Source organism: Campylobacter hyointestinalis subsp. lawsonii, assembly GCF_013372165.1.
GTDB classification, from domain to species: Bacteria; Campylobacterota; Campylobacteria; order Campylobacterales; family Campylobacteraceae; genus Campylobacter; species Campylobacter lawsonii.
Map to the genome: position 1 here is coordinate 249,423 of NZ_CP053828.1, position 21,004 is coordinate 270,426.

General features: G+C 33.9%; 20 protein-coding genes. 18 read left to right on the forward strand and 2 right to left on the reverse strand.

Annotation, left to right across the window (positions count from 1 at the left end; all coding sequences use genetic code 11):
• Genes CHLWT_RS01415 through CHLWT_RS01435 form a run of 5 tightly spaced genes read left to right on the forward strand, consistent with a single transcriptional unit; the run spans position 1 to position 3,886 of the window.
• Positions 1-882, forward strand: a complete 882-nt coding sequence (locus tag CHLWT_RS01415) for a tetratricopeptide repeat protein (RefSeq protein WP_112000669.1) — start codon at positions 1-3, stop codon at positions 880-882.
• A gap of 15 nt (positions 883-897) precedes the next feature.
• Positions 898-1,527, forward strand: coding sequence for an FKBP-type peptidyl-prolyl cis-trans isomerase (locus CHLWT_RS01420; RefSeq protein WP_394349363.1), 630 nt, complete (start codon positions 898-900; stop codon positions 1,525-1,527).
• A 9-nt stretch (positions 1,528-1,536) separates the two neighbouring features.
• Entirely contained in the window at positions 1,537-2,451 is a 915-nt protein-coding gene (gene fabD / locus CHLWT_RS01425) for an ACP S-malonyltransferase (protein ID WP_176320850.1), read from the forward strand.
• Positions 2,448-3,134, forward strand: a complete 687-nt coding sequence (locus CHLWT_RS01430; protein ID WP_111999996.1) for a 5'-methylthioadenosine/adenosylhomocysteine nucleosidase — start codon at positions 2,448-2,450, stop codon at positions 3,132-3,134. Before fabD ends, CHLWT_RS01430 begins: the two co-directional genes overlap by 4 nt.
• Positions 3,131-3,886 (forward strand): tRNA 2-thiocytidine biosynthesis TtcA family protein, encoded by a 756-nt coding sequence (locus CHLWT_RS01435; RefSeq protein WP_111999995.1) that lies wholly within the window; start codon positions 3,131-3,133, stop codon positions 3,884-3,886. Before CHLWT_RS01430 ends, CHLWT_RS01435 begins: the two co-directional genes overlap by 4 nt.
• 46 nt (positions 3,887-3,932) lie before the next feature.
• Here CHLWT_RS01435 and CHLWT_RS01440 read toward each other — a convergent pair whose 3' ends face one another.
• The gene (locus CHLWT_RS01440; protein WP_111999994.1) at positions 3,933-5,726 is read right to left on the reverse strand and encodes a dynamin family protein; all 1,794 of its coding nucleotides are present in this window, start codon (positions 5,724-5,726) and stop codon (positions 3,933-3,935) included.
• A complete protein-coding gene (locus CHLWT_RS01445) occupies positions 5,720-7,798 on the reverse strand; it encodes a dynamin family protein (protein ID WP_111999993.1) in 2,079 nt (692 codons plus the stop codon). The genes CHLWT_RS01440 and CHLWT_RS01445 overlap by 7 nt, the downstream gene beginning before the upstream one ends.
• A 355-nt stretch (positions 7,799-8,153) precedes the next feature.
• Between CHLWT_RS01445 and CHLWT_RS01450 the strand changes: the two genes are divergently transcribed.
• Genes CHLWT_RS01450 through CHLWT_RS01510 form a run of 13 tightly spaced genes read left to right on the forward strand, consistent with a single transcriptional unit; the run spans position 8,154 to position 20,994 of the window.
• Positions 8,154-8,513: an NADH-quinone oxidoreductase subunit A gene (locus CHLWT_RS01450; protein ID WP_111948072.1), complete on the forward strand. Its 360-nt coding sequence runs from the start codon at positions 8,154-8,156 to the stop codon at positions 8,511-8,513.
• A complete protein-coding gene (locus CHLWT_RS01455; protein WP_063998726.1) occupies positions 8,504-9,010 on the forward strand; it encodes an NADH-quinone oxidoreductase subunit B in 507 nt (168 codons plus the stop codon). Before CHLWT_RS01450 ends, CHLWT_RS01455 begins: the two co-directional genes overlap by 10 nt.
• Positions 9,003-10,682 (forward strand): NADH-quinone oxidoreductase subunit D, encoded by a 1,680-nt coding sequence (locus tag CHLWT_RS01460; protein ID WP_111999992.1) that lies wholly within the window; start codon positions 9,003-9,005, stop codon positions 10,680-10,682. The genes CHLWT_RS01455 and CHLWT_RS01460 overlap by 8 nt, the downstream gene beginning before the upstream one ends.
• Complete coding sequence (locus CHLWT_RS01465) at positions 10,679-11,167, forward strand: NADH-quinone oxidoreductase subunit NuoE family protein (protein WP_111948074.1); 489 nt, start codon at positions 10,679-10,681, stop codon at positions 11,165-11,167. The genes CHLWT_RS01460 and CHLWT_RS01465 overlap by 4 nt, the downstream gene beginning before the upstream one ends.
• Positions 11,158-12,387, forward strand: a complete 1,230-nt coding sequence (gene nuoF, locus CHLWT_RS01470) for an NADH-quinone oxidoreductase subunit NuoF (RefSeq protein WP_111999991.1) — start codon at positions 11,158-11,160, stop codon at positions 12,385-12,387. The genes CHLWT_RS01465 and nuoF overlap by 10 nt, the downstream gene beginning before the upstream one ends.
• A gap of 2 nt (positions 12,388-12,389) precedes the next feature.
• Positions 12,390-13,763: a 2Fe-2S iron-sulfur cluster-binding protein gene (locus CHLWT_RS01475; protein ID WP_111999990.1), complete on the forward strand. Its 1,374-nt coding sequence runs from the start codon at positions 12,390-12,392 to the stop codon at positions 13,761-13,763.
• Positions 13,756-15,033 (forward strand): complex I subunit 1/NuoH family protein, encoded by a 1,278-nt coding sequence (locus CHLWT_RS01480; protein ID WP_111970873.1) that lies wholly within the window; start codon positions 13,756-13,758, stop codon positions 15,031-15,033. The genes CHLWT_RS01475 and CHLWT_RS01480 overlap by 8 nt, the downstream gene beginning before the upstream one ends.
• Positions 15,023-15,520 (forward strand): NuoI/complex I 23 kDa subunit family protein, encoded by a 498-nt coding sequence (locus CHLWT_RS01485; RefSeq protein WP_111996048.1) that lies wholly within the window; start codon positions 15,023-15,025, stop codon positions 15,518-15,520. The genes CHLWT_RS01480 and CHLWT_RS01485 overlap by 11 nt, the downstream gene beginning before the upstream one ends.
• Complete coding sequence (locus tag CHLWT_RS01490) at positions 15,520-16,014, forward strand: NADH-quinone oxidoreductase subunit J family protein (RefSeq protein ID WP_111999989.1); 495 nt, start codon at positions 15,520-15,522, stop codon at positions 16,012-16,014. Before CHLWT_RS01485 ends, CHLWT_RS01490 begins: the two co-directional genes overlap by 1 nt.
• Positions 16,007-16,315, forward strand: coding sequence for an NADH-quinone oxidoreductase subunit NuoK (nuoK, locus tag CHLWT_RS01495; protein WP_034963426.1), 309 nt, complete (start codon positions 16,007-16,009; stop codon positions 16,313-16,315). Before CHLWT_RS01490 ends, nuoK begins: the two co-directional genes overlap by 8 nt.
• Complete coding sequence (gene nuoL, locus CHLWT_RS01500) at positions 16,305-18,116, forward strand: NADH-quinone oxidoreductase subunit L (RefSeq protein ID WP_111974995.1); 1,812 nt, start codon at positions 16,305-16,307, stop codon at positions 18,114-18,116. Before nuoK ends, nuoL begins: the two co-directional genes overlap by 11 nt.
• The gene (locus tag CHLWT_RS01505) at positions 18,113-19,606 is read left to right on the forward strand and encodes a complex I subunit 4 family protein (RefSeq protein WP_111985241.1); all 1,494 of its coding nucleotides are present in this window, start codon (positions 18,113-18,115) and stop codon (positions 19,604-19,606) included. Before nuoL ends, CHLWT_RS01505 begins: the two co-directional genes overlap by 4 nt.
• The gene (locus tag CHLWT_RS01510; RefSeq protein ID WP_111999988.1) at positions 19,603-20,994 is read left to right on the forward strand and encodes an NADH-quinone oxidoreductase subunit N; all 1,392 of its coding nucleotides are present in this window, start codon (positions 19,603-19,605) and stop codon (positions 20,992-20,994) included. Before CHLWT_RS01505 ends, CHLWT_RS01510 begins: the two co-directional genes overlap by 4 nt.
• Positions 20,995-21,004: the final 10 nt, after the last annotated feature.

The window sequence follows — 21,004 nt, forward strand, 5'->3', positions numbered from 1 at the left end:
ATGAAAAGAAATTTCATCTTTGCGGCTCTATTTGGAGCCGCGAGTTTTCTTAATGCTGAAGTTTCGGTGTTTGATGCAGGTAATATTAATCGAGATACTCCATATGGTCTTACGGAAAACGAAAAGATCTTATTAACAAATAAACAAAAAGTAGAAAAATTAAATCAAAATATTGGTTCGGTACAATCTGATATTGCCAATGCGCAAGAAAATATAGAAGGACTTAGAACAGTTCTTGATGGTATCAGTGCCAACAATCAAAAAATGTATAGCAGAATATCTGATTTAGAAAACAGAGTTAATGCAAATGAATTAAATTTAACCAGTGAAATTACTGAGTTGAAAAAAAGTCTAAAAAAAAATCAAGATATACAAGAGAAAAATTATAAAAAAATTACACAAGCTATATCTGAATTAACTTCTTTAATCGATTCTATGAATAATCAAGATACTAAATCCGCAAAAACCGATTTAAAAAATAGCGACAACGCTAACTCTTCTATAGCGGATAAACTAAATTTTGATGACAAGAAGTTATCTGAGGTACTAGAATATGCAGATCTCGCATATAAGAAAAAAGATTATGATAATTCAAAATCTGCTTATTTATATCTTGTAGATAAAAATCATAAACCAGCGTATTCAAATTTTATGTTAGGCGAAATACTATATATACAAAAAGCATATAAAGAGGCTATTCCGCATTATCAAAAGAGTGTGGAGCTTTACGATAAAGCTGATTATATGCCAAAATTATTATATCATACTGCTATTAGCTTTGATAAGATCGGCGATAGAAATAGTGCGAATAAATTCTATCACGCATTAAAACAAGCATACCCAAATAGTAAAGAAGCAAAAGCTTCACCAAATCGCAAGTAATTGCATAAATTTTTTATAGGAGAAAATATGTCAAAAGTAATAAAAATGTTCTATGAATTAAAAGATGCCAAAACAGGTGAGCTTTTAGAATCAAATATAGATGGGCAAGAGATCGCTTTTGTAAGTGGTAAAAACCAAGTTTTAGAAGCTTTAGAAAACGGAGTTATAAATTTAAGCGTAGGCGAGAAGGCTACTATTAAAATTCCGGCTAGTGATGGTGTAGGCGAGTATGATGAAAACGCTCTTCAAACTTTGCCTAAAGAGCAATTTGCCGGTATAGAATTAAATGAAGGTATGGAGCTTTTTGGCGAGGGTGAAGACGGAAGTAGTGTTAGAGTGATCGTAAAAGCAATCGGAGAAAATGAAGTTACCGTGGATTTTAACCATCCATACGCTGGTAAGGATTTGGAATTTAATATTCAAATTACAGAAAATAGAGACGCAGACGCAGATGAGGAGCTAACTGGTGTCGTTGCTATGCCTCATGTGTGCGGTTGTGGCGGACATGGTCATCATCATGGGCATGGTGGTGGAGGATGCTGCGGCGGACATGGTCACCATGAAGATCATGAAGATAGTGAGTGCTGCGGCGGTCACGGTCATGATAAAGATGGTGGCGGATGCTGCGGAAAACATAATCACTAAGAGTTTATAATGGGTGATGTTGCCTTTTTATTTCCTGGTCAAGGTTCTCAAAGCTTTGGTATGGGATTTGAAATTTATGAAAATTTCAAAACTGCAAAAGACCTTTTAGATAGTGCTAGTGATTTTTGTAAGATCAATTTTAAAGAGCTTATGTTTAAAGAAAACGATCGATTAGGTATATCTGAATTTACTCAACCTGCTATTGTTTTAAATTCTTTTATCTGTTTTCTTGCTTTCAAAGAAAATATTGGTATCAATGCTAAATTTGCACTTGGCCATTCGCTCGGTGAGTTTTCAGCTCTTAGCGTTAGCGGTGGTTTTGATATGCTAAATGCTATAAAGCTTGTTCATTTAAGAGGTAAATTTATGAGCGAAGCTTGTCAAGGTAAAAATGCCGGGATGATGGTTATCCTTGGTTTAAATGATGATATTGTAAAAGATATTTGTGAGAAATCATCAAAAAGTGTTTGGGCCGCAAACTATAACTGTGATGGGCAAATAGTGGTGGCTGGAGTAAAAAGCGATCTTGTAGAACTTGAGCCTGTATTTAAAGAAGCCGGTGCTAAAAGAGCTATGCTTTTAGATATGAGCGTAGCTAGTCACTGTCCGCTTCTTGATAGTGCTAGCATTAAGCTCTATGATGAGCTTAAATGCCTTATAAAAGATGAGTTTTCTCCTGTTATATCAAATGTCACGGCTAAGTCTTATACTAGTAAAGCAGATGCTTTGGAGCTCTTAAAGCTTCAGTTGGTAAAACCTGTTTTGTATAAGCAAAGTATTAAAAACTATGAAAACGATGTCGATTGTTTTATAGAGTTTGGCTCTAGCGTATTAAAAGGATTAAACAAAAAAATAACTTCAAAAACCACTTATAGTATTTCAAATTTAAGCTCTTTAGAAGATAGTTTAAAGGCGTTAGCGTGAAAATAGCAATTCTTGGTGCTATGCCTGAAGAGATAGCACCGCTTTTAGATAAACTGCAAAATTACGAAACTATAAAATATGCTAAAAATGAGTTTTATTTGGCTAAATATAAAAACCATAACCTTGTTATAGCCTATTCAAAGATAGGCAAGGTAAATTCTACCTTAACTGCTACGTTGCTTATAGAAAAATTTGGTTGTGAGATACTGCTATTTACTGGAGTTGCTGGAGCATTAAGTGAGAAATTAAAAATAGGCGATATCTTTTATGCTACAAGTACAGTTCAGCACGATCTTGATATAAGTGCATTTGGACATCCTTATGGCTATGTTCCTGGTATAAATGTGTATGAAAAAACAGATGAAAAACTGAATAATATAGCAAAAAAAGTTGCTGTTAAAAATGGTATAAATCTTGTTGGTGGAGTTATAGCTAGTGGAGATCAGTTTATATGTGACCCTGTGAAAAAAGAGTGGATCAAATCGACTTTTGATGCAGATGCTGTGGAGATGGAAGGTGCTAGCGTTGGACAAGTGTGCGCTACTCTTGATATTCCATATTTTTTGATGAGAGCTATAAGTGATGAAGCAGGTGGCGGTGCCGAGATCGACTTTGATAAATTTGTGGTAGAGGTTGCAAATACATCTGCTAAATTTGTACTTGATATGGTAGAGTATTTATGATAGAACTAAGTAAAAAGCTCATTCGTCAAGTAGGTCAAACAAATGCTAAATATAAGATGTTTGAAAAAGGTGATAAGATACTTCTTGGGCTAAGTGGTGGTAAAGATAGCTTAGCTTTGGCTCATATACTAAAGCATTTTCAAAACGTTACTCCAGATAAATTTGAGTTTGAAGCCGTAACGCTTAGCTATGGTATGGGCGAGGACTATGCGTACTTGACTAAACATTGCAATGCACATGGTATAAAGCATAGCGTTATTGATAGCTCTATATTTGAAATAAGCAAAGATAAAATCAGAAAAAATTCGAGTTTTTGTAGCTTTTTTAGCCGTATGAGACGCGGATATCTCTATACTTATGCGCTTGAGCACGGTTTCAATAAACTAGCGATCGCTCATCATCTTGATGACGCGGTTGAGAGTTTTTTTATGAATTTTACTTACAACGGTGCTTTAAGAACGCTTGCTCCAAAATACAGAGCGAAAAATGGACTAGTGCTGATACGACCTCTCATAAATGTCAGAGAGCGTCAGCTTAGAGATAACGCTACTAGAAATAATCTCTTTGTCATAGGCGATGAAGCGTGTCCTGCGATGAGATTTGATGTGAAAATGCCACACGCTAGATATGAAACAAAACAACTTTTAGCCCAGCTTGAAAAAGAAAGTCCAAAGCTATTTACTAGCTTACAAGCTGCGTTTGAAAATATACATATAGATACCTTTTTTACGCAAAAAGATCAAGAGATATAGACTTATTTAAATTTAAAATATCCAAATTTAAATAAGCTTTTTAAATTTACTTTATTAAATCACCTTTTAGCTCATCTATATTTTTAAGATAAATATCTTTTACGTCGTTGATATGCTTTAGATTTTCTTCTTTGATGCACGCAAAGCAAGATGAAATTTCATCTATAAATTTAATGATAAAAGCTCTATTTCCTATAAATTCATTTTCAAACTCATAGTAGCCAAGCGAGCCAAGCACTCTTTCATTTATCTCATCAAGCTTAGGATAGTACAAAGAAAAAGCTAAAGGATCGCTCTCATAATCGCTACTTGCTTTAAGGCATTTTTGCTCTATGAAAAATACAGCAAGTTTTATAGCATTTTCATAGTTTGTAGCTATTTTTATACTGATTTTTTCAAAAAATAGTCCGAGTTTAGCATAACTTTTAAAAAGCGTTTTTTCAAATTCATTCAAAAACCTTGCATAAACTTCGCTACTAAACTTGCGAATATCAGCAAAAAGTACGTCAGAATGAAACTCATCGCTCTTTCTAAGGCTTTCATATTTGGCTTTAAAACCCAAAACCCTATCTTTAAGAGTCTCGAAAATAGCTTCTAAGTCACTTTTTATGGCTGTCTCAAACTCTCCTAGCTCTTTTTTGAATTTTCTAAATATTTTACTCATTTTATCATCGTTATAAATGAGTTTTGAAAGCACTTCATCTGAGTTTAATATCACTCTTTCATACTCTACTTTTTCATAGATCTTTTTACCAAACAAGGTAGTTTTTTCTTTGAAATACTCTCTTTTTTGACTTATCAAAGATTTATTTATCTCATTTGCAATGAAATAAGAGTTTTGCTTTACCTCTTCAAACATAAGTTTAAATTTATCCCCGTACGCACTTTTTAGCTCTTCAAACTTAGCATTTGAGCAAAACTCATCAAAAATCGTCTCTAGCTCACTTAATATGCTTATAAATTTAGTATTTTGTGAGATGCTTGAATCTCTTAATTCTTCGCATTTTGCCTTTATAAATTCCTGCTTTGTATCGTTTAATCTATCTATAAATTTAAAAACATTTTCAAAACCGCTATCCTTAGACCCTTTTATCTCTAGTTTAGATGAGACTGCGAAAATACCGCTAAAATAGTCTTTGTATGTAATACTAGCATGATTTAAAACATTTTGTATCTCAGTTTGACTAAGTTTATCTTTTTGATTTAAAAGGCAGATGGAGTTTAGCTTTAAAGATCTTGGTACTAAGCTTAGCTCTTCAAGCTCCGTGCTTCTTGCGGCGTTGTCAATAAGGCTTATCCATATAAGTGCGGTGGCGTCTTTTAGTATTTTTTTAGTTTCGTTCGTATCAGCATCACTTCTTGAGTTGAGCCCTGGTGTATCTATAAAACTAGCTTTTTTTAAAAGCTCGTTTGGTGCGTAGATATACAAAGACTTGACACCTTTTAAAGATAGCCTTTGATCTACAAAAGATGCAAGTTCATCTATATCTCTGTACTCTTCGCTGCCATCATTATAAAGTGCTTTGAGCATAAAATTTGGAGCGTATTTTATAAAAGTAGGCTTTGCAGTCACCGGAACTACACCAGTAGGCAAGATCTCGCGTCCTAAAAGAGCATTTAAAAAGCTGGATTTTCCACTGCTAAACTGTCCTACTACGGCGATGAGTGGCGGTTCGTGATTTAGAGAGTTTAGTAAATTTAATCTAGCTAAAAGCTGTCTGCTAGGATGAAACTTAGGCTCTGTTAAAAGTGCGCGAAATCTCTGCCACTGCCCTAAAAAACCACTATCAAAACTTATTTCAAATTTAGCTTTATACTCTTTTATAAATTCTTTTAACACGCACTTATCCTATTGTAAATTTCTTCTAATTTTTCAAATTTAGACTCTAACAAAGCCCTATCTTCTCTATGCTGCGCCTCATCTGCTTTAGCGACGCTAAGCATATCTAAAAGCTCTTTTTCTTTAGATTTTAGACTTTGTGATGTCTGATGAAGTGAAGTTTGCAAACCATCCATAAACTCTTTAGAACAAGCAAGGCTTAATTTTTTAAGCTCATTTGGTAAATTTAAATTTACTATAAACTCATCAAAAAGCGTTGTCAATTTTTGGCTCAAAATCTCCATATCGCTTACGTTTTTTACTGCAGAAAAGAGATCTTGCTTTAGCTGTGTGAAGCTGAACTTAGGCAAATTCTTATCTAAATATTCTTTGGTTTTAGGCAAATTTAGCGTAAAATCATCACTGCTAAATTTAATCCTTGCCGTTTCGTAAAGCGAGTTTATATCTTTAGCTATGACTAAACCAAATTCCCTAAAAAGATCTATAAACATATCGTTAAATCCGCTCTCACAGATAACTCCAAGCCTATCAAAATTCACTTTTTGTTTTCTATCCCTAGCATACTTCACATCGCTTATAATTCTATTTTTTATTTTAGAACTTATACTTTTTAGAGAACTAAGCTCACTAAAAGAGTAGTCTAGCTTTTTAATAAATTCGTTCATTTGTGCTTTTAGAGAGTTTAGATCTTCTTCTAAATTTGATAGGCTAAGTTTTAAGTTTTCCATCGTTTCTTTGGCTAAAACTCTGTTTCCGCCGAGCATTCTAAGCTTAAAATCAACATCTTCTTTTATAAGCCTTGTTATGTGAAGCAACTCTTTTTTGTAGTTTTCTATGATTAAATTTGCTTTTTTAGAGTTACTTCCAAAAAAGCTCTCATAAAGGTAATTTTTAAGATCTTCTATGCCGATATTTTTTACCGCAGAAACTAAGAAAAACTTAACATCTAAAGCAAGAGATTCATCAAATCCATACTCTTTAAGCTCAGCGGCGATACTTTTTTTCGTGTATTCTAAAACTTCAGCTTGATCATTGCTGCTTAGTTTATCAATGTGAGTTAAAACCACTATAAGCCCACCACTTTTGGAGTTTTTTAACGTATCTACTATAAAGCTCATATCTTTTTTTGTAGCGCTTTGAGCTGCGTTCATAAGATGAAGCGTAAAGTCGCTCTCTTGCATATAAGCTTTTGTTAGCTCTTCTCTTAAGACTACTGCATCATCAAGCCCTGGGGTATCTACTATGTTTATTCCATCTTGAAGCATAGGCAAATCCACTCCTAAAATCACTTGCTTTACATAAGACGCTAGCGGACTTGAGGCACCTGTATATTTTACGAGCTCACTTATATCTACTTTTATATCTTGCAGTTTTTTAGGCTCAAGCCCCATACTTTCTTGCTCATTTTCACTCCAAAACACTGCTTTTGCAAACTCATCTTTACTATAGGTTATAACGCTTAAATTTGCAGTTTCTGGCACATTTGAAACGCCGAGAATTTTTTTACCGATCATTGCGTTTAGAGTGCTTGATTTTCCTGCGTTTATGACGCCAGTTACTGCTATATAAAATTTAGAATTGTTCGCGCTATTTTCGGCATTTTCTAGCCTTTTTATATGGCTTTCATCTAAGGCTTTAAGCTCATTGCAGATCAAATTTAAATTATTTATATTTTTATAAAACGTCAGATTTTCTTTTTTTAAAACGCTATTTTGTTTTTCTACGAGTTTTAAATTTAAAAGATATTCGCTTATAAATTTAAAAGAAACAAAATCCAAAATGTCATTTTTTCTGAGCTCCTCAAGTCCGTTTAAAACTTCGTCTAATTTGATTTTTAAATTTATTATGCCATTTAGTATTCCTGTTTGCATAAGCTGGACGCTGTATTCGTTTGGCTCAAGACTTACTCTATCAAAGATAGCCTTAAAACTATCAAGCAGTATATACCTATCGTAAGTTTTAGCACTCACACTTAAAATTACGCTGGCTGTTTGTTCATCTACAAATATACTAAAATTTGGATCTATATAAAGTTTTTTAACGCCCCAATTATGCTCTAAAAAATCATTCACGTTTTATCCTATTTTTAAATTGATAGATTTTATCATATCTAAATTTAAAAAATATAGAAATTCAAAAGTTAAATTAAATTCAAAATCTAAGTATAATCTAAATAAGCATAAAAATTTCTAATAACGTTTATCACCATTTTTTATCCTATATAAAGCGTTTCACGTTGTTTTTTAGAATTTGTTTCATTTAAATTTTTTGTTAGGTAAAAGATTTAAATTTATAAATAAAACAAAAAACAGCCATACTATAATTTTTTCTAATATTAAACCTTGAAACTAATTTAACTCTAAAAGACAATATTATGTAAAATAGTAGTAATATTCCCACCAAAATACTTAAGCAAAGGATATAAATTTGGATAGTGATCTTTTTTTGAGTCTTTATCTTTATATTTTTATTGTTCTAGCTTTGATAGCCGGACTTGCTTTTACAAAAAAGATAGGTCCTAAAGTAGATGGAAAATCCAAAAATAGAAGCTATGAAAGCGGTATAGTAAATATTTATGGTGGTATCAACTCAAGCATAAATGTCAAATATTATCTTGTCGCGATTATTTTTGTCATCTTTGACATAGAAGCGGTATTTATGTATCCGTGGGCTATAAATTTAAGAGACTTAGGCGTTTTTGGACTTATTGAAATGTTTATATTTATGGGGATTTTGCTTGTTGGATTATTTTACATATATAAAAAGAAGATCTTAAAATGGGAATAGAAAATCTGATCAAAAATGACGTCTTACTTACAAGAGTCGATGAGCTATTTAACTGGGGGCGTAAAAACTCGCTTTGGCCTATGGTTTTTGGAACTGCGTGTTGTGCTATAGAGTTTATGAGTGTTGTATCTTCAAGGCACGATCTATCTCGTTTTGGTGCTGAAGTCATAAGATTTTCTCCAAGACAAGCTGATTTAATGCTAGTTGCAGGAACGATCTCGTTTAAACAAGCACCGATCTTAAAAGAAATTTATGATCAAATGTGCGAACCAAAATGGGTTGTAAGTATGGGAGCTTGTGCTTGTAGTGGTGGATTTTACGATAACTATACAACACTTCAAGGAATAGACAAAATAATACCAGTAGATGTTTATATAAGTGGCTGTCCGCCACGTCCTGAGGCTATCATAGATGCACTTCTAGCTATACAAGAAAAAATATCCAAAGAGTCCATAAAAGATAGGCATAAAGATTTTAAAGGAATACTAGATGCTTGATGAATTTTCTTCTAAATTTAAAGTCTTAGAAACCTGTAATGATAACTCACTTCTTAGCATAAAAATAGACAAAATAGATCTTTTAAATGCTGTAAAATTCATAAAAGAAACTCTTAAATTTGAAATACTTCTTGACATAGTCGGTGTTGATAATCTAAATTTAAATAAAACAAAAAGATTTAGTGTTTATTATATTTTTAGGCGATTAGATGCGAAAAAGCTTTGCATTTGGGTAGATACCGATGATAGCGTACAGAGCGTAGAGAGCATTTATAAGAGTGCAAATTGGGCTGAGAGAGAGTGTTTTGACCAGTTTGGCGTGATATTTAATGGGCATCCAAACCTAAAACGCATACTAAATCACAAAGAGTTCGTCGGTCATCCACTAAGAAAAGACTATCCTATAGATGCTTATCAAGTTTTACATACTAGCGATGACCTTGTTGATGAGATGAGGCTTGAGCTTAAAAGAAATAATCTTACAAGCGAAGAAAATGATGAATTTAAAACAAAATATACATTTTTAAACATAGGACCATCTCACCCAGCAACTCACGGAACTATTAGAAATTTTGTCGCACTTGATGGTGAAAAGATCGTTTCTTGCGTAAGTGAGATAGGCTATTTGCACCGCGGATTTGAAAAGTCTTGTGAAAATCATACTTACGCCCAGATCATTCCATATACTGATCGCTTAAACTACTGCTCAGCTCTACTAAATAACGTAGGCTACGCAAAAGCGGTAGAAGAAATTTTAGGTGTAGAAATAACAGATCGCACTAAATTTATGCGCGTTATCCTAGGAGAGCTTGCTAGGATAATCGACCACGAAGTCTGTTTGGCTGCTATGTTTGTGGATATGGGTGGGCTTACAAATTACTGGTATCTTTATAATCCTCGTGAGAAAATTTACAACTTCCTTTCAAAGCTAACAGGAGCTAGATTTACAAACTCATTTACAAGAATAGGCGGTATGGCAAATGACTTTTATGAAGGTTGGGAAGATGAGCTAAAAGCCCATCTGATAGACGTCGAAAAAGGGCTTGATGATACTCTAACTCTCATAGAAAAAAACCGCATATTTTTAGATAGAACACAAGGAATTTGTAAAATAAGCAAGGCTGATGCTCTAAGCTACGGCTTTAGCGGACCAAATTTAAGAGCTAGTGGAGTTTCATACGACTTACGCAAAGATAAACCATACTATTTTTATGATAGTTTTGACTTCAGCGTTCCAGTAGGAAGCTACGGAGATATCTATGATAGGATGTTTGTAAGATTTTTTGAGATGAAAGAGAGCATATCTATCATAAGACAAGCTATAAATTTAATACCAAACGGCGATATCAACATAAAAGATAAAGATATTGTATTGCCGCCAAAAGATCAAGTTTATGGAAGTATAGAAGGACTTATAAATCACTTTAAGCTTGTATTTGATGGTATAAAATTGCCTAGTGGTCATTATTATAGTGCGAGTGAAGGCGCAAACGGAGAGCTTGGATTTTTTATACTAAGTAGTGGCGAGACAAAACCATATAGACTAAAGCTCAGACCGCCTTGTTTTTACGCACTAAACGCATTTTCAAAAATGGTAGAGGGCTCTTTGATAGCAGATAGCATACTAAATCTTGGTAGCCTAAATATCATAGCAGGGGAGCTAGATAGATGAATTTTAAATTTAGCGATGAAGAATTACACAAAATAATCGAGCTTAAAAGCAAAGTAGATGATGAGAGAGCTTTAGTTCTTCCAGCTCTTTGGATGGTACAACGCAAAAATGGATTTATAGACAATTCAGACGTAAAATATTTAGAAAAAACACTAGGTATAAAAGCTATCTTTTTTAAAGAAGCTATCAGCTTTTTTGCTATGCTAAATGATAAACCAAAAGGTAAATTTGAGCTCAAATTTTGTAGAACTATAAGCTGTAAATTAAGAGGAAGCGATGAGCTTATAGAGCTTTGCGAAAGCTTGCTTGGTATAAAACTTGGAGAAACTACCAAAGACGGACTTTTTAGTCTTGAAGAGACCGAATGTCTTGGATACTGCGAAAAAGCTCCTTGTATGCTTTGCAATTTAGAGCAAATAGATACTTTAGATGAAGATAAAGTCGCAAATCTGATAGAAAATTTAAGGACAAAAGAATGCAAGTAGTAAGTGCAAGATTTTCTATAAAAGACGCTCATAAAATAGAAGTAGCAAAAGCAAACGGCGCCTACTTAGACCTTGAAAAATATCTAAATTTAGATAGAGAATTTATAGTAGAAACTATAGATAAAAGCGGACTTAGAGGCAAAGGTGGCGGCGGTGGAAGCTGTGGTGTAAAATGGAAAAATATGATCGCCTACGCCAAAAGAACAGAAGCCAAAAAACGCTATCTTGTGATAAACGGCGATGAAAGTGAGCCAGGAACTTGCAAGGATAAATATATACTAAATTTAGATCCGCACTTGCTAATAGAAGGTATTATAATCTCTGCTTACGCACTTGGTGCAAATATGGCTTATGTCTATATCAGAGGCGAGTATGAAAGAGAATACAACTCGCTTATAAATGCCATAAATGAAGCAAAAGCAGAGTTAAACGGGCTTGAGATCATAGTTTATAAAGGCGCTGGGGCGTATATCTGCGGTGAAAAAACAGCACTTTTAGAGTCTATAGAAGGCAAAAGAGGTCATCCAAGGCTTAAACCACACGACAGAAGTGAGCCTGATTTTTTATTTGGTTCGCCTTGTGTTGTAAATAACGTAGAAACCATAGCAAGTGTGCCTTTTATAGTAAAAAATGGTTGGGAGGCTTATAGGAGCGTAGGTACGGAAAAATCGCCAGGAACTTTGCTATTTCAGATAAGTGGCTGCGTAAATACGCCTTGCGTAAAAGAAGCTGCGTTTGGTACTAAAATGATCGATTTTATAAACGAATTTGGTGGTGGAGTATGGAAAAACAGAGATCTTAAAGCAGTCATTCCAGGTGGCTCAAGTGCCGCAGTACTCACAAAAGACGAAGTTTTAAAAGCCACTTTAGACTATGAAAGTTTAAAAGATTTTAACAGCTCTTTAGGAACTGGTGGAATGATAGTTTTTGACGATAAAACAGATATGCCAAAAGCGCTTTTAAATTTACTTGAGTTTTACACAGAAGAGAGTTGCGGACAATGCACGCCATGTAGAGAAGGGTGCGGCTGGGCTTATAGAGTTGTAAAAAAGATAATTGATGGCAAAGGCAGTTTAAAAGACTTGCAAACGTTAAAAGATATATGTTTTATGCTTGATGGTAAGACTATATGCGTATTTGCACCGGCTGTAAAAGACGTAATAATAGGCTTTATAACTAAATTTGAAGATGAATTTATACGATATCTTAAGAAAGACTGAAAATGGTTGATATAATTGTTGATGGCAAAACTCTTAGCGTAGATGAAAAAGGCAATCTAATAACAGAGCTTAAAAAATACGGTATCGAGATTCCTCACTTTTGCTACCACGAAGCTTTAGGAGTGAGTGGAAACTGCAGAATGTGTCTTATCGAAGTCGTCGGTCAAAAACGTCCGCAAATAGCTTGTGATATGCCTATAACTGCAGGTATGGAGATAAAAATAAATAGCGATCTTACAAGAAAAGTTCAAAGAGGGCTTTTAGAACTTGAGTTTATAAACCACCCACTTGACTGCCCAGTCTGCGATCAAGCAGGCGAATGTGCCTTGCAAGAATACTATATGAAATTTGATAAACAAGACTCAAAAGTAAAGCTTGTAGATAAGGTACAAAAAGCTAAAAAACAGGACTTTGGCTGTTTGGTTATCCACGATAGTGAGCGTTGCGTTTTATGTAGGCGTTGCGTGAAATTCACTCAAATTTGCACTAAAACTTATGAACTTGGTATCGCAGGGCGTGGGGAACATAGCCATATCAGCTTATTTGATGATAGAAAGATAGACAATCCTTACGCAGGAAATATCGTCGATATCTGCCCGGTTGGAGCTATGACTTCAGGTGATTTTAGATTTAAAAAACGTGTTTGGCATCTAAAAATTAGCGAGGCAATCTGTCAAGGATGCGAAAAAGGATGTGCTATCTACATAGACTCTCATAAAGAAAAATACGAAGATCACAAAATCTACCGCTTTAGACCACGCTTTGACAAAGAAGTAAATGGGCATTTTATCTGCGATTATGGAAGGTATTCTTATAAAGATGAACAGCCGTTTTTTAAAGATACAAATGAGAAAGCTCTATTAAATTTAAAATCTTTTGTAGAGCAAAACAGAGCTAAATTTGACGTTGTTGTGACTTCGGCTCTATCTTTAGAAGAGATGTATGCAGCACGTGAGTTTGCAAATGAATTTGGTGCAAACATTTATGGATATGATGATTTTTTTGATGAGAGTTTTGATGATAAAGGTGATATGCTAAATCTTAGATCGCCAAACAAAACGCCAAATAAAAAGGGCTTAGAATACTTCGGCATAAGTACGAATTTAGAAGCCTTAAAAGACAACGTTATACTTTTCAATCTAGGAATCCCTATAAAGCTAAACGTTCAAAATATAATCACAATAAGCCAAAAAGCAGATGCTGATGTGCTTTGTGCTAGTGCGTATCATAGAAACGGTCACACTATAAATAAAGATGGTATTTTAAGAAGCACCAAAGCAGCATTTTCACCTTTAGCTCCTTGCATTGAAGATATCATAGCTAAAATTTGCGATAAAAGTTTTAAATTTGACATAAAAAGGCTTCTAAATGAGTGAGATTGGGCTAACCATTTTTAGGATTGTTTTTATACTATCATTCGTACTATTATTGATACCGATCCTAGTACTACTTGAAAGAAAAATCTCTGCTTTCATTCAAGACAGACCAGGACCAAATAGAGCTAGTATTGCAGGCATCAGACTAGGTGGTATAGTTCAAGCTTTAGCCGACGCCCTTAAACTAGCCATAAAAGAGGATTTTACGCCAAAAGGAATTAGATCTAAATTTCTATTTATACTAGCCCCTATGGTGCTATTTTTGATGAGTGTTCTTAGCATTGCAGTAGTGCCATTTTCTGATTATTATACTATAAATGGCGTAAAACACATAATGCAAGCAGTTGCGTTTGATGGCGGAATGCTATGGTACCTTGGCGTTGCTTCATTAAGCGTATATGGCATAATGCTAGCTGGCTTTGCATCAAATAACAAATACTCGCTCCTTGGCTCTCTAAGAGCTGCTTCAGGGGTTATAAGCTATGAAATTCCTATGGGACTTGCAGTAGTTAGTATGATGATAACATATAGCTCTATAAATTTAAACGACTTCGTATCATATCAACAAGGCTCTTTTTTAGGGCTTCCTGCGTGGGGCATATTTATTCAGCCACTAGCCGCTATCATCTTTATAGTATGTGCATTTGCCGAAACAAACAGAGCTCCATTTGACTTAGCAGAAGGAGAAAGCGAGATAGTAGCTGGGTATCATCTTGAGTATAGCGCGATGAGCTTTGCTATGTTTTTTATGGCCGAATACATAGCAATGACCGCTATGAGTGCGCTTATAGTTACGATATTTTTTGGCGGATACTCTTTGCCTTATCTAAGCACTTCAGATTTAGCACAAAACTATGAGATAGTTCTTTTAGGGATAGCTATTTTTATTAGTTTATTTGGAGCAGTATTTATCTTTTGGACGTATAAAAATAATATTACAAGATACAAAACCACTTATGATAAACGAAAAAGAGAAAATAAATTTTATCTAATATCTACGCTTATTACGGTAATTCTTATAGACGCTATCTGCTTTTATCTTTATAACAGTGGGCTAACTACGCAAGGTAGCAAATTTTTAGCTTTAGTAGTAGATATGAGCGTATTTAGTATAAAAACTCTCATAGTGTTATTTTTATTTATAGTGGTTAGGTGGAGCATACCTAGATTTAGATATGATCAAATCGGACATCTTGGCTGGGAGAAACTTATGCCTCTAGCCATTTTAAATATCATTATAACTGCATTGGTGGTGACTTATGGCAATTAAAATCAAAAAAATAGAACGAAAGAAAATGCCGCTTTTACAAAGACTTTATCTACCATATATTTTTATCGGTATGGCTAGAACGCTTAGCCATTTTTTTAAGAATTTACTAAATAGTAAAAACATAGAGTTTTTAGAATATCCCGAGCAAAGACCTTCTGATATAACGCCTAGATACAGAGGACTTCACAGATTGCTAAAAGATGAAAAAGGAGCTTTAAAATGTGTAGCTTGTGATATGTGTGCCACTGCTTGTCCGTCAAACTGCATATTTATAGAAGCCCATGAGATACCAAATTCAAAAGAAAAAGAGCCTATTAAATTTGATATAGACTTGCTAGAGTGCGTATATTGCGGACTTTGTGTCGAGGCTTGTCCAAAAGATGCCATAAGAATGGATAGCGGGATTTTCACAAAAGTAGGAAATGATAGAAACTCATTTATAGTCGATATAGCCACTTTAGCAAACACAAAACAAGGAGATTTTTAATGGAGCTGTTTTTATTTATAAATTTCTCTTTACTAGCTATTGTAAGTAGTCTTGGTCTGTTATTTTTCAAAGCTCCTATCCATAGTGCTTTAAGTCTTATAGTCACTCTTGTTTGCATAGCAGGACTTTATCTTTTATTAAATGCAAAAACGCTGTTCTTGATACAAATCGTCGTATATGCAGGAGCTATTATGGTATTAAGCATTTTTGTCGTGATGTTTTTCAACATCAAAAGCGACTTTTTGATAAAAAGATTTTCTAAAAAATCATTACTTCTTGCGATGCCTATCGTAATTTTATTTGCGATATTTGCTAGTTTAGTTTTAGGCTTAAACCCTGAATTAGAAGTAGCAAACGATGGTTTTGGAGAGATAAAACCGCTTGGTTTTTATCTATTTTCAAATTGGGCGCTTAGTTTTGAAGCTATATCGATCTTACTAACTGCAGCTCTCATCGCGGTAGTAACTATCTTAAAAGGTAAAAACGATGCTTGATCTATATCTATTGGTTGCTTTGATACTATTTTTTATAGGAATGCTTGGGGTAGTTCTTAGAAAAAATATCTTTACTATTTTTATGTCAGTTGAACTTATGCTAAATGCAGTCGCACTCATCTTTGCTGCTTTTGCTAGAGCAAATTTAAATCTTGATGGGCAAGTCATCGTTTTGCTTATCATAGCTATAGCTGCAGCTGAAGCTAGTTTTGGTTTAGCTCTTATCGTTTTGATGTATAAGCAAAAACGCAATCTAAATATAGAAAATTACAACGAATTAAAGGATAACGATGCTAATTAATATCGTAGTTTTAGCTCCGTTTATCGGTAGTGTAGTATTAGGCATAGCTTACTTAAATAGAGTAAATTTAAAAATCACACAAAATACATTTGCCGCTCTTGGTATGAGCGCACCTTTGATCAGCTTAATTTGTATGGGTATTATTTTATTTGATGGCGGAGCTAGTAAATCAGTAAATTTAAGCGTATTTAACTGGATAAGCGTAGGCAGTTTTGAGATAAATATAGGATTTTATCTTGATAAGCTTAGCGTTATTATGGGCTTTTTCGTACTTTTTTTAGCCACTCTTATACATTTTTATTCTATAGGATATATGGATAAAGATCCTGGATTTGGTAAGTTTTTTTCTTATATGAATTTATTTTTAGGAAGTATGCTCGTGCTAGTTTTAGCCAACTCTCCTATTTTTATGTTTGTCGGTTGGGAAGGCGTAGGCGTTTGTTCATACTTGCTTATATCTTTTTATTTTGATGGAAAAGATAATGTAAAAGCCGGAAATAAAGCTTTTATACTAAACCGCATAGGAGACTTCGGCTTCGTAATAGGACTAGTCACTTTATATATAGCTGTTGGAAGAAGTGGATTTGACTATGATAGTTTAGCATCAAACATATCTTTGATATCACCAAATTTAGCCATATTTATCGGATCTTGTTTTATCTGTGGAGCTTTAGCAAAATCAGCACAAATTCCTCTTTACACCTGGCTACCTGATGCTATGGCTGGACCAACTCCGATATCAGCTCTAATTCACGCAGCTACTATGGTAACTGCTGGCGTTTATATGGTTATACGTTTTGACTTTTTATATGAGAATTTAAGTAGTGTTTTAGAAGTTTTAGCACTCATCGGTGTTTTTAGCGCACTTTTTGCAGCTGTGATAGCTACAAAAGCAACCGATATCAAAAAAATTCTAGCATACTCAACTATGAGCCAACTAGGATATATGTTTGCAGCCCTTAGCTATGCTAGTGGTGCATCACTATTTCACCTTTTTACTCACGGATTTTTCAAAGCGCTTTTATTTTTAGGGGCTGGTTCGGTTATCATCGCGCTTCATCACGAACAAAATATATTTAAAATGGGCTCTTTGCGTAAAAATAGGGTTTTATTTTATCCTATGCTTATCGGCTCTCTTGCCATAAGCGGAATTTTCCCATTTTCTGGATTTTTCTCAAAAGACGCCATTATACTAAACGCCTTTTTATCAGGACATTATCTTATAGGCGCAATCTTGCTTTTTGTAGCTGGGCTAACTTCGTATTACGTTTTTAGACTATTTTTCTTGGTATTTTACTCTAAAAATGTAGCACCTAAAGCACATAAAGTGCCGTCTATTATGACTTTCGTAAATATTGTTTTATCGATTTTAGCTATATCAGGTGGGGCTGTTATGATGATTCTTGAGCTACCTCACGCTAGTCTTATGGCAGAGATTATAGCAGGAGTTATTAGCTTAAGTGTATCATTTTTGGGAATTTTTATAGCGTATAAAAAGTTCTTTTATTATGAGAATAAAAACGAGCAAGAGAGCAAATTTGAAATCATAGTCGCAAATAAATTTTATATCGACGAGATTTATGATCTGCTCTTTGTGCGTACTTTTGCTAGTGCTAGTAAATTTATCACAGGAGTATTAGATAAAGCGTTTTATAGCGCCGTTTTAAATTTAGCTTTAGCATTTAAATTTACAAGCAAGATCTACACCAAATTTACACAAACCGGACTTACAAATAGCTACGCGTTTTATATGGTTTTATGGATCTGCATCATCGTCATTTATATAAAGGTTGATTTATGATAGAAGTTATACTTTCTCATATACTTAGTTTTATGATATTTTTACCGCTTATCGTGGGACTTTTTATAGTGTTATTTTGCAATGACAAATTCGGCAAAACATTAGCGTTTATAACTAGTTTAGCTATACTTGTTCTTGGATTTTATATTTTTTTAAATTTCATTCCAAACGGCGGTATGCAGTTTGTAGATAACTTTAATATAGTAAATATTTATGGTATAAACTACGGCGTTGGTATTGATGGTATAAATTTACTTATACTACTTATAGTTTCTTGTGCGTTTCCACCATTATTTTTCTTAGTAGATTTTGATAAAAAAGGATACTGGGCGAATTTATTATTTATGGAATCTGCATTTTTAGCAGTTATTAGCGCTACTGATCTTATCTTTTTTTATGCAGGCTGGGAAATGATGCTTATACCGATATTTATCTTTATAGGAATTTATGGCAAAAAAGAAGATAGAAATGTAGCTGCTATGGATATGATATACTACGCCATATTTGGCTCTATGATTATGCTTTATGCTATCATCTATATAGGCGTTGCTCATTTTAAAGAGTTTGGGTTTTTCAGTTTTGCCCTTAATGATCTAGTCAAAACAAACTTTACACCTAGCATAGAAGCAACCCTATTTTTTTGCTTTATGCTTGCTTTTGCTATCAAAGTTCCACTATTTCCGTTTCATGGATGGCTAAAAGATGCTTATACGAAGTCACCTACCACCGCTACGTTTATGCTATCGGTTATCGCATCAAAAGTCGCTATTTTCGCGATACTTCGTTTTGTATTGCCACTATTTAGCTTTTCATATTCAAATTTTGCTTGGATTTTTGTAGGTTTAGGGCTATTTTCGATGCTATATTTTGGCGTAGCTGCTATAAAAACCAAAGATTTTAAAACGATCCTTGCTTACGCTTCTGCTTCACACTTAGGACTTATTATGGCTGGAGTTTTCTCTTTGGATGTAGAGGGCTTTGTAGGCTCGATGTATCAAGTTATCGCTCACGCTATCACAAGCGGAATTATGTTTTTACTAGTAGGACTCATAAGCAAAGAGCTACTAACTAGAAATGTAGATAAGCTAGGGGGCATAGCGGTAAAAGCGCCGATCTTTGCACTATTTTTTGCCATAGCTATGATCTCAAGCGTAGGACTACCAGGAACTATAGGCTTTATAGGAGAGCTTCTTATTATTTTTGGACTTTTCAAGTCAAATTTACTTTATGGCGTGATAGCAACCACTTCTATCATCATAAGTGCCGTTTATATGTTTATCGTCTATCGCAAAGCTATCTTACAAGGCGTAAATGAAACGACTGCGGTATTTAAAGATCTAAGCAAAAAGCAGATCATTGCATTTTTAGCGCCTATAGTTATGATCTTTGTTTTGGGACTTTACTCAAAACCATTTATCTCAAAGATAGAGCCAACCATGCAAACGCACTATGAACAGTTTGTAAAACCATACTTAAAGGAGCAAAAATGATCCAGTTAGCACCTTTTATCCTATCTTTAATAATAATCTTTATAAATATATTTTTATGTGTAACAAGCATATCTAAAAAGACTTCTATAAATTTAAATATCTTTTTTTGGATCATTATTCTAGCTTCTTTTTTTATAGTTAGAGATAGTTTTGATGATACAGGGCTACCAAATTTACTAATAGGCTTCATCTCTTTAGATAAATTTAGCTTTGGCCTATGCGTAATACTCTGCGTTCTTACTCTGATATTTCTCTTTTCAAGTAAATTTAGCGACGATGAAGGGTATTACAAGCAAGAGTTTATGGTACTATCAAATTTAGCCACTTTTGGACTAATGGCGATGAGTCTTAGCACAGAGCTCATACTTACTTTGATATTTTTAGAAGTAGCTTCCATAGCCTTATACGCACTAATAGCGATGGATTCAAGTCAAAAAAGCGTAGAATCAGCTTTTAAATACTTCGTGCTTTCATCATTTATGGGGGCTTTTTATCTACTTGGGACAGCTTTTATATTTGGCATGGTAGGCTCAACTCAATATGAAAAGATAGCCGCTCATTTAGACTCTAGTTATTTAGCGCTTATCGGTACTATCTTAGTCTTGTCTATGATATTTTTTAAGATAGCGATATTTGGATTTTATCGTTGGAGCATCGACGTGTATTTTGGAGCGAGAACAAATTTAAGCGGATATCTAGCGTCTGCTTTTAAACTAGCTTCATTTGCTATTTTGATCAAATTTTGCTTTTTATATCAAAACCAAAATATAGCATTTTTACAAAATCTTTTTGCAATCTTGGCGATTTTAAGTATGTTTGTAGGTAACTTTTTAACCATAAAAGAACAAAACGTTAAAAAGATACTTATAACAGCAAGTATCGTACATAGCGGATATATATTTATAAATTTAGCCTCTGTAAATTTTGAAATTTCACTATATCCAGCATTTTTTTATTTAGGTACTTACGCTATCGTAGTAGCGTTTGCTTTTGCTATCTTAAACGCTGTATTTAAAGATCAAAACGTTAAAATTTGCGACTTAGGCGGGCTTTACAAAACTCATCCATTAGAGAGTTTTGCTCTTTTTGTAGTATCTTTATCTTTTATAGGTTTTCCTTATACCGTCGGATTTTTAGGTAAAGTTTTTATATTTGGTAGTGCAGTGACGAGCTCTGCTACTTATCTAGCAATACTAGGTGTCGCAAATACAATAATTTCTGTGTATTATTATCTAAAAATAATCACTTCGATATATTTCAAAAACTCTACGCAAAAAACGACTTATAGCTCACTTGGTGCTAAGATACTAGCCGTTTTTGCCATAGCATTTATAGTTTTAGAAGGTAGCGGAGTTATGAGTATAGTTTCTTTTTTAAATTTATTTTAGTAAATTTGCT

Excerpts from the sequence above, each read along its gene's own strand:
- CHLWT_RS01415 (WP_112000669.1), top strand. The coding sequence starts at position 1 with ATGAAAAGAAATTTCATCTTTGCGGCTCTATTTGGAGCCGCGAGTTTT.
- fabD (WP_176320850.1), top strand. The coding sequence starts at position 1,537 with ATGGGTGATGTTGCCTTTTTATTTCCTGGTCAAGGTTCTCAAAGCTTT.
- CHLWT_RS01435 (WP_111999995.1), top strand. The coding sequence starts at position 3,131 with ATGATAGAACTAAGTAAAAAGCTCATTCGTCAAGTAGGTCAAACAAAT.
- CHLWT_RS01455 (WP_063998726.1), top strand. The coding sequence starts at position 8,504 with ATGGGAATAGAAAATCTGATCAAAAATGACGTCTTACTTACAAGAGTC.
- CHLWT_RS01460 (WP_111999992.1), top strand. The coding sequence starts at position 9,003 with ATGCTTGATGAATTTTCTTCTAAATTTAAAGTCTTAGAAACCTGTAAT.
- CHLWT_RS01465 (WP_111948074.1), top strand. The coding sequence starts at position 10,679 with ATGAATTTTAAATTTAGCGATGAAGAATTACACAAAATAATCGAGCTT.
- nuoF (WP_111999991.1), top strand. The coding sequence starts at position 11,158 with ATGCAAGTAGTAAGTGCAAGATTTTCTATAAAAGACGCTCATAAAATA.
- CHLWT_RS01475 (WP_111999990.1), top strand. The coding sequence starts at position 12,390 with ATGGTTGATATAATTGTTGATGGCAAAACTCTTAGCGTAGATGAAAAA.
- CHLWT_RS01480 (WP_111970873.1), top strand. The coding sequence starts at position 13,756 with ATGAGTGAGATTGGGCTAACCATTTTTAGGATTGTTTTTATACTATCA.
- CHLWT_RS01485 (WP_111996048.1), top strand. The coding sequence starts at position 15,023 with ATGGCAATTAAAATCAAAAAAATAGAACGAAAGAAAATGCCGCTTTTA.
- CHLWT_RS01490 (WP_111999989.1), top strand. The coding sequence starts at position 15,520 with ATGGAGCTGTTTTTATTTATAAATTTCTCTTTACTAGCTATTGTAAGT.
- nuoK (WP_034963426.1), top strand. The coding sequence starts at position 16,007 with ATGCTTGATCTATATCTATTGGTTGCTTTGATACTATTTTTTATAGGA.
- nuoL (WP_111974995.1), top strand. The coding sequence starts at position 16,305 with ATGCTAATTAATATCGTAGTTTTAGCTCCGTTTATCGGTAGTGTAGTA.
- CHLWT_RS01505 (WP_111985241.1), top strand. The coding sequence starts at position 18,113 with ATGATAGAAGTTATACTTTCTCATATACTTAGTTTTATGATATTTTTA.
- CHLWT_RS01510 (WP_111999988.1), top strand. The coding sequence starts at position 19,603 with ATGATCCAGTTAGCACCTTTTATCCTATCTTTAATAATAATCTTTATA.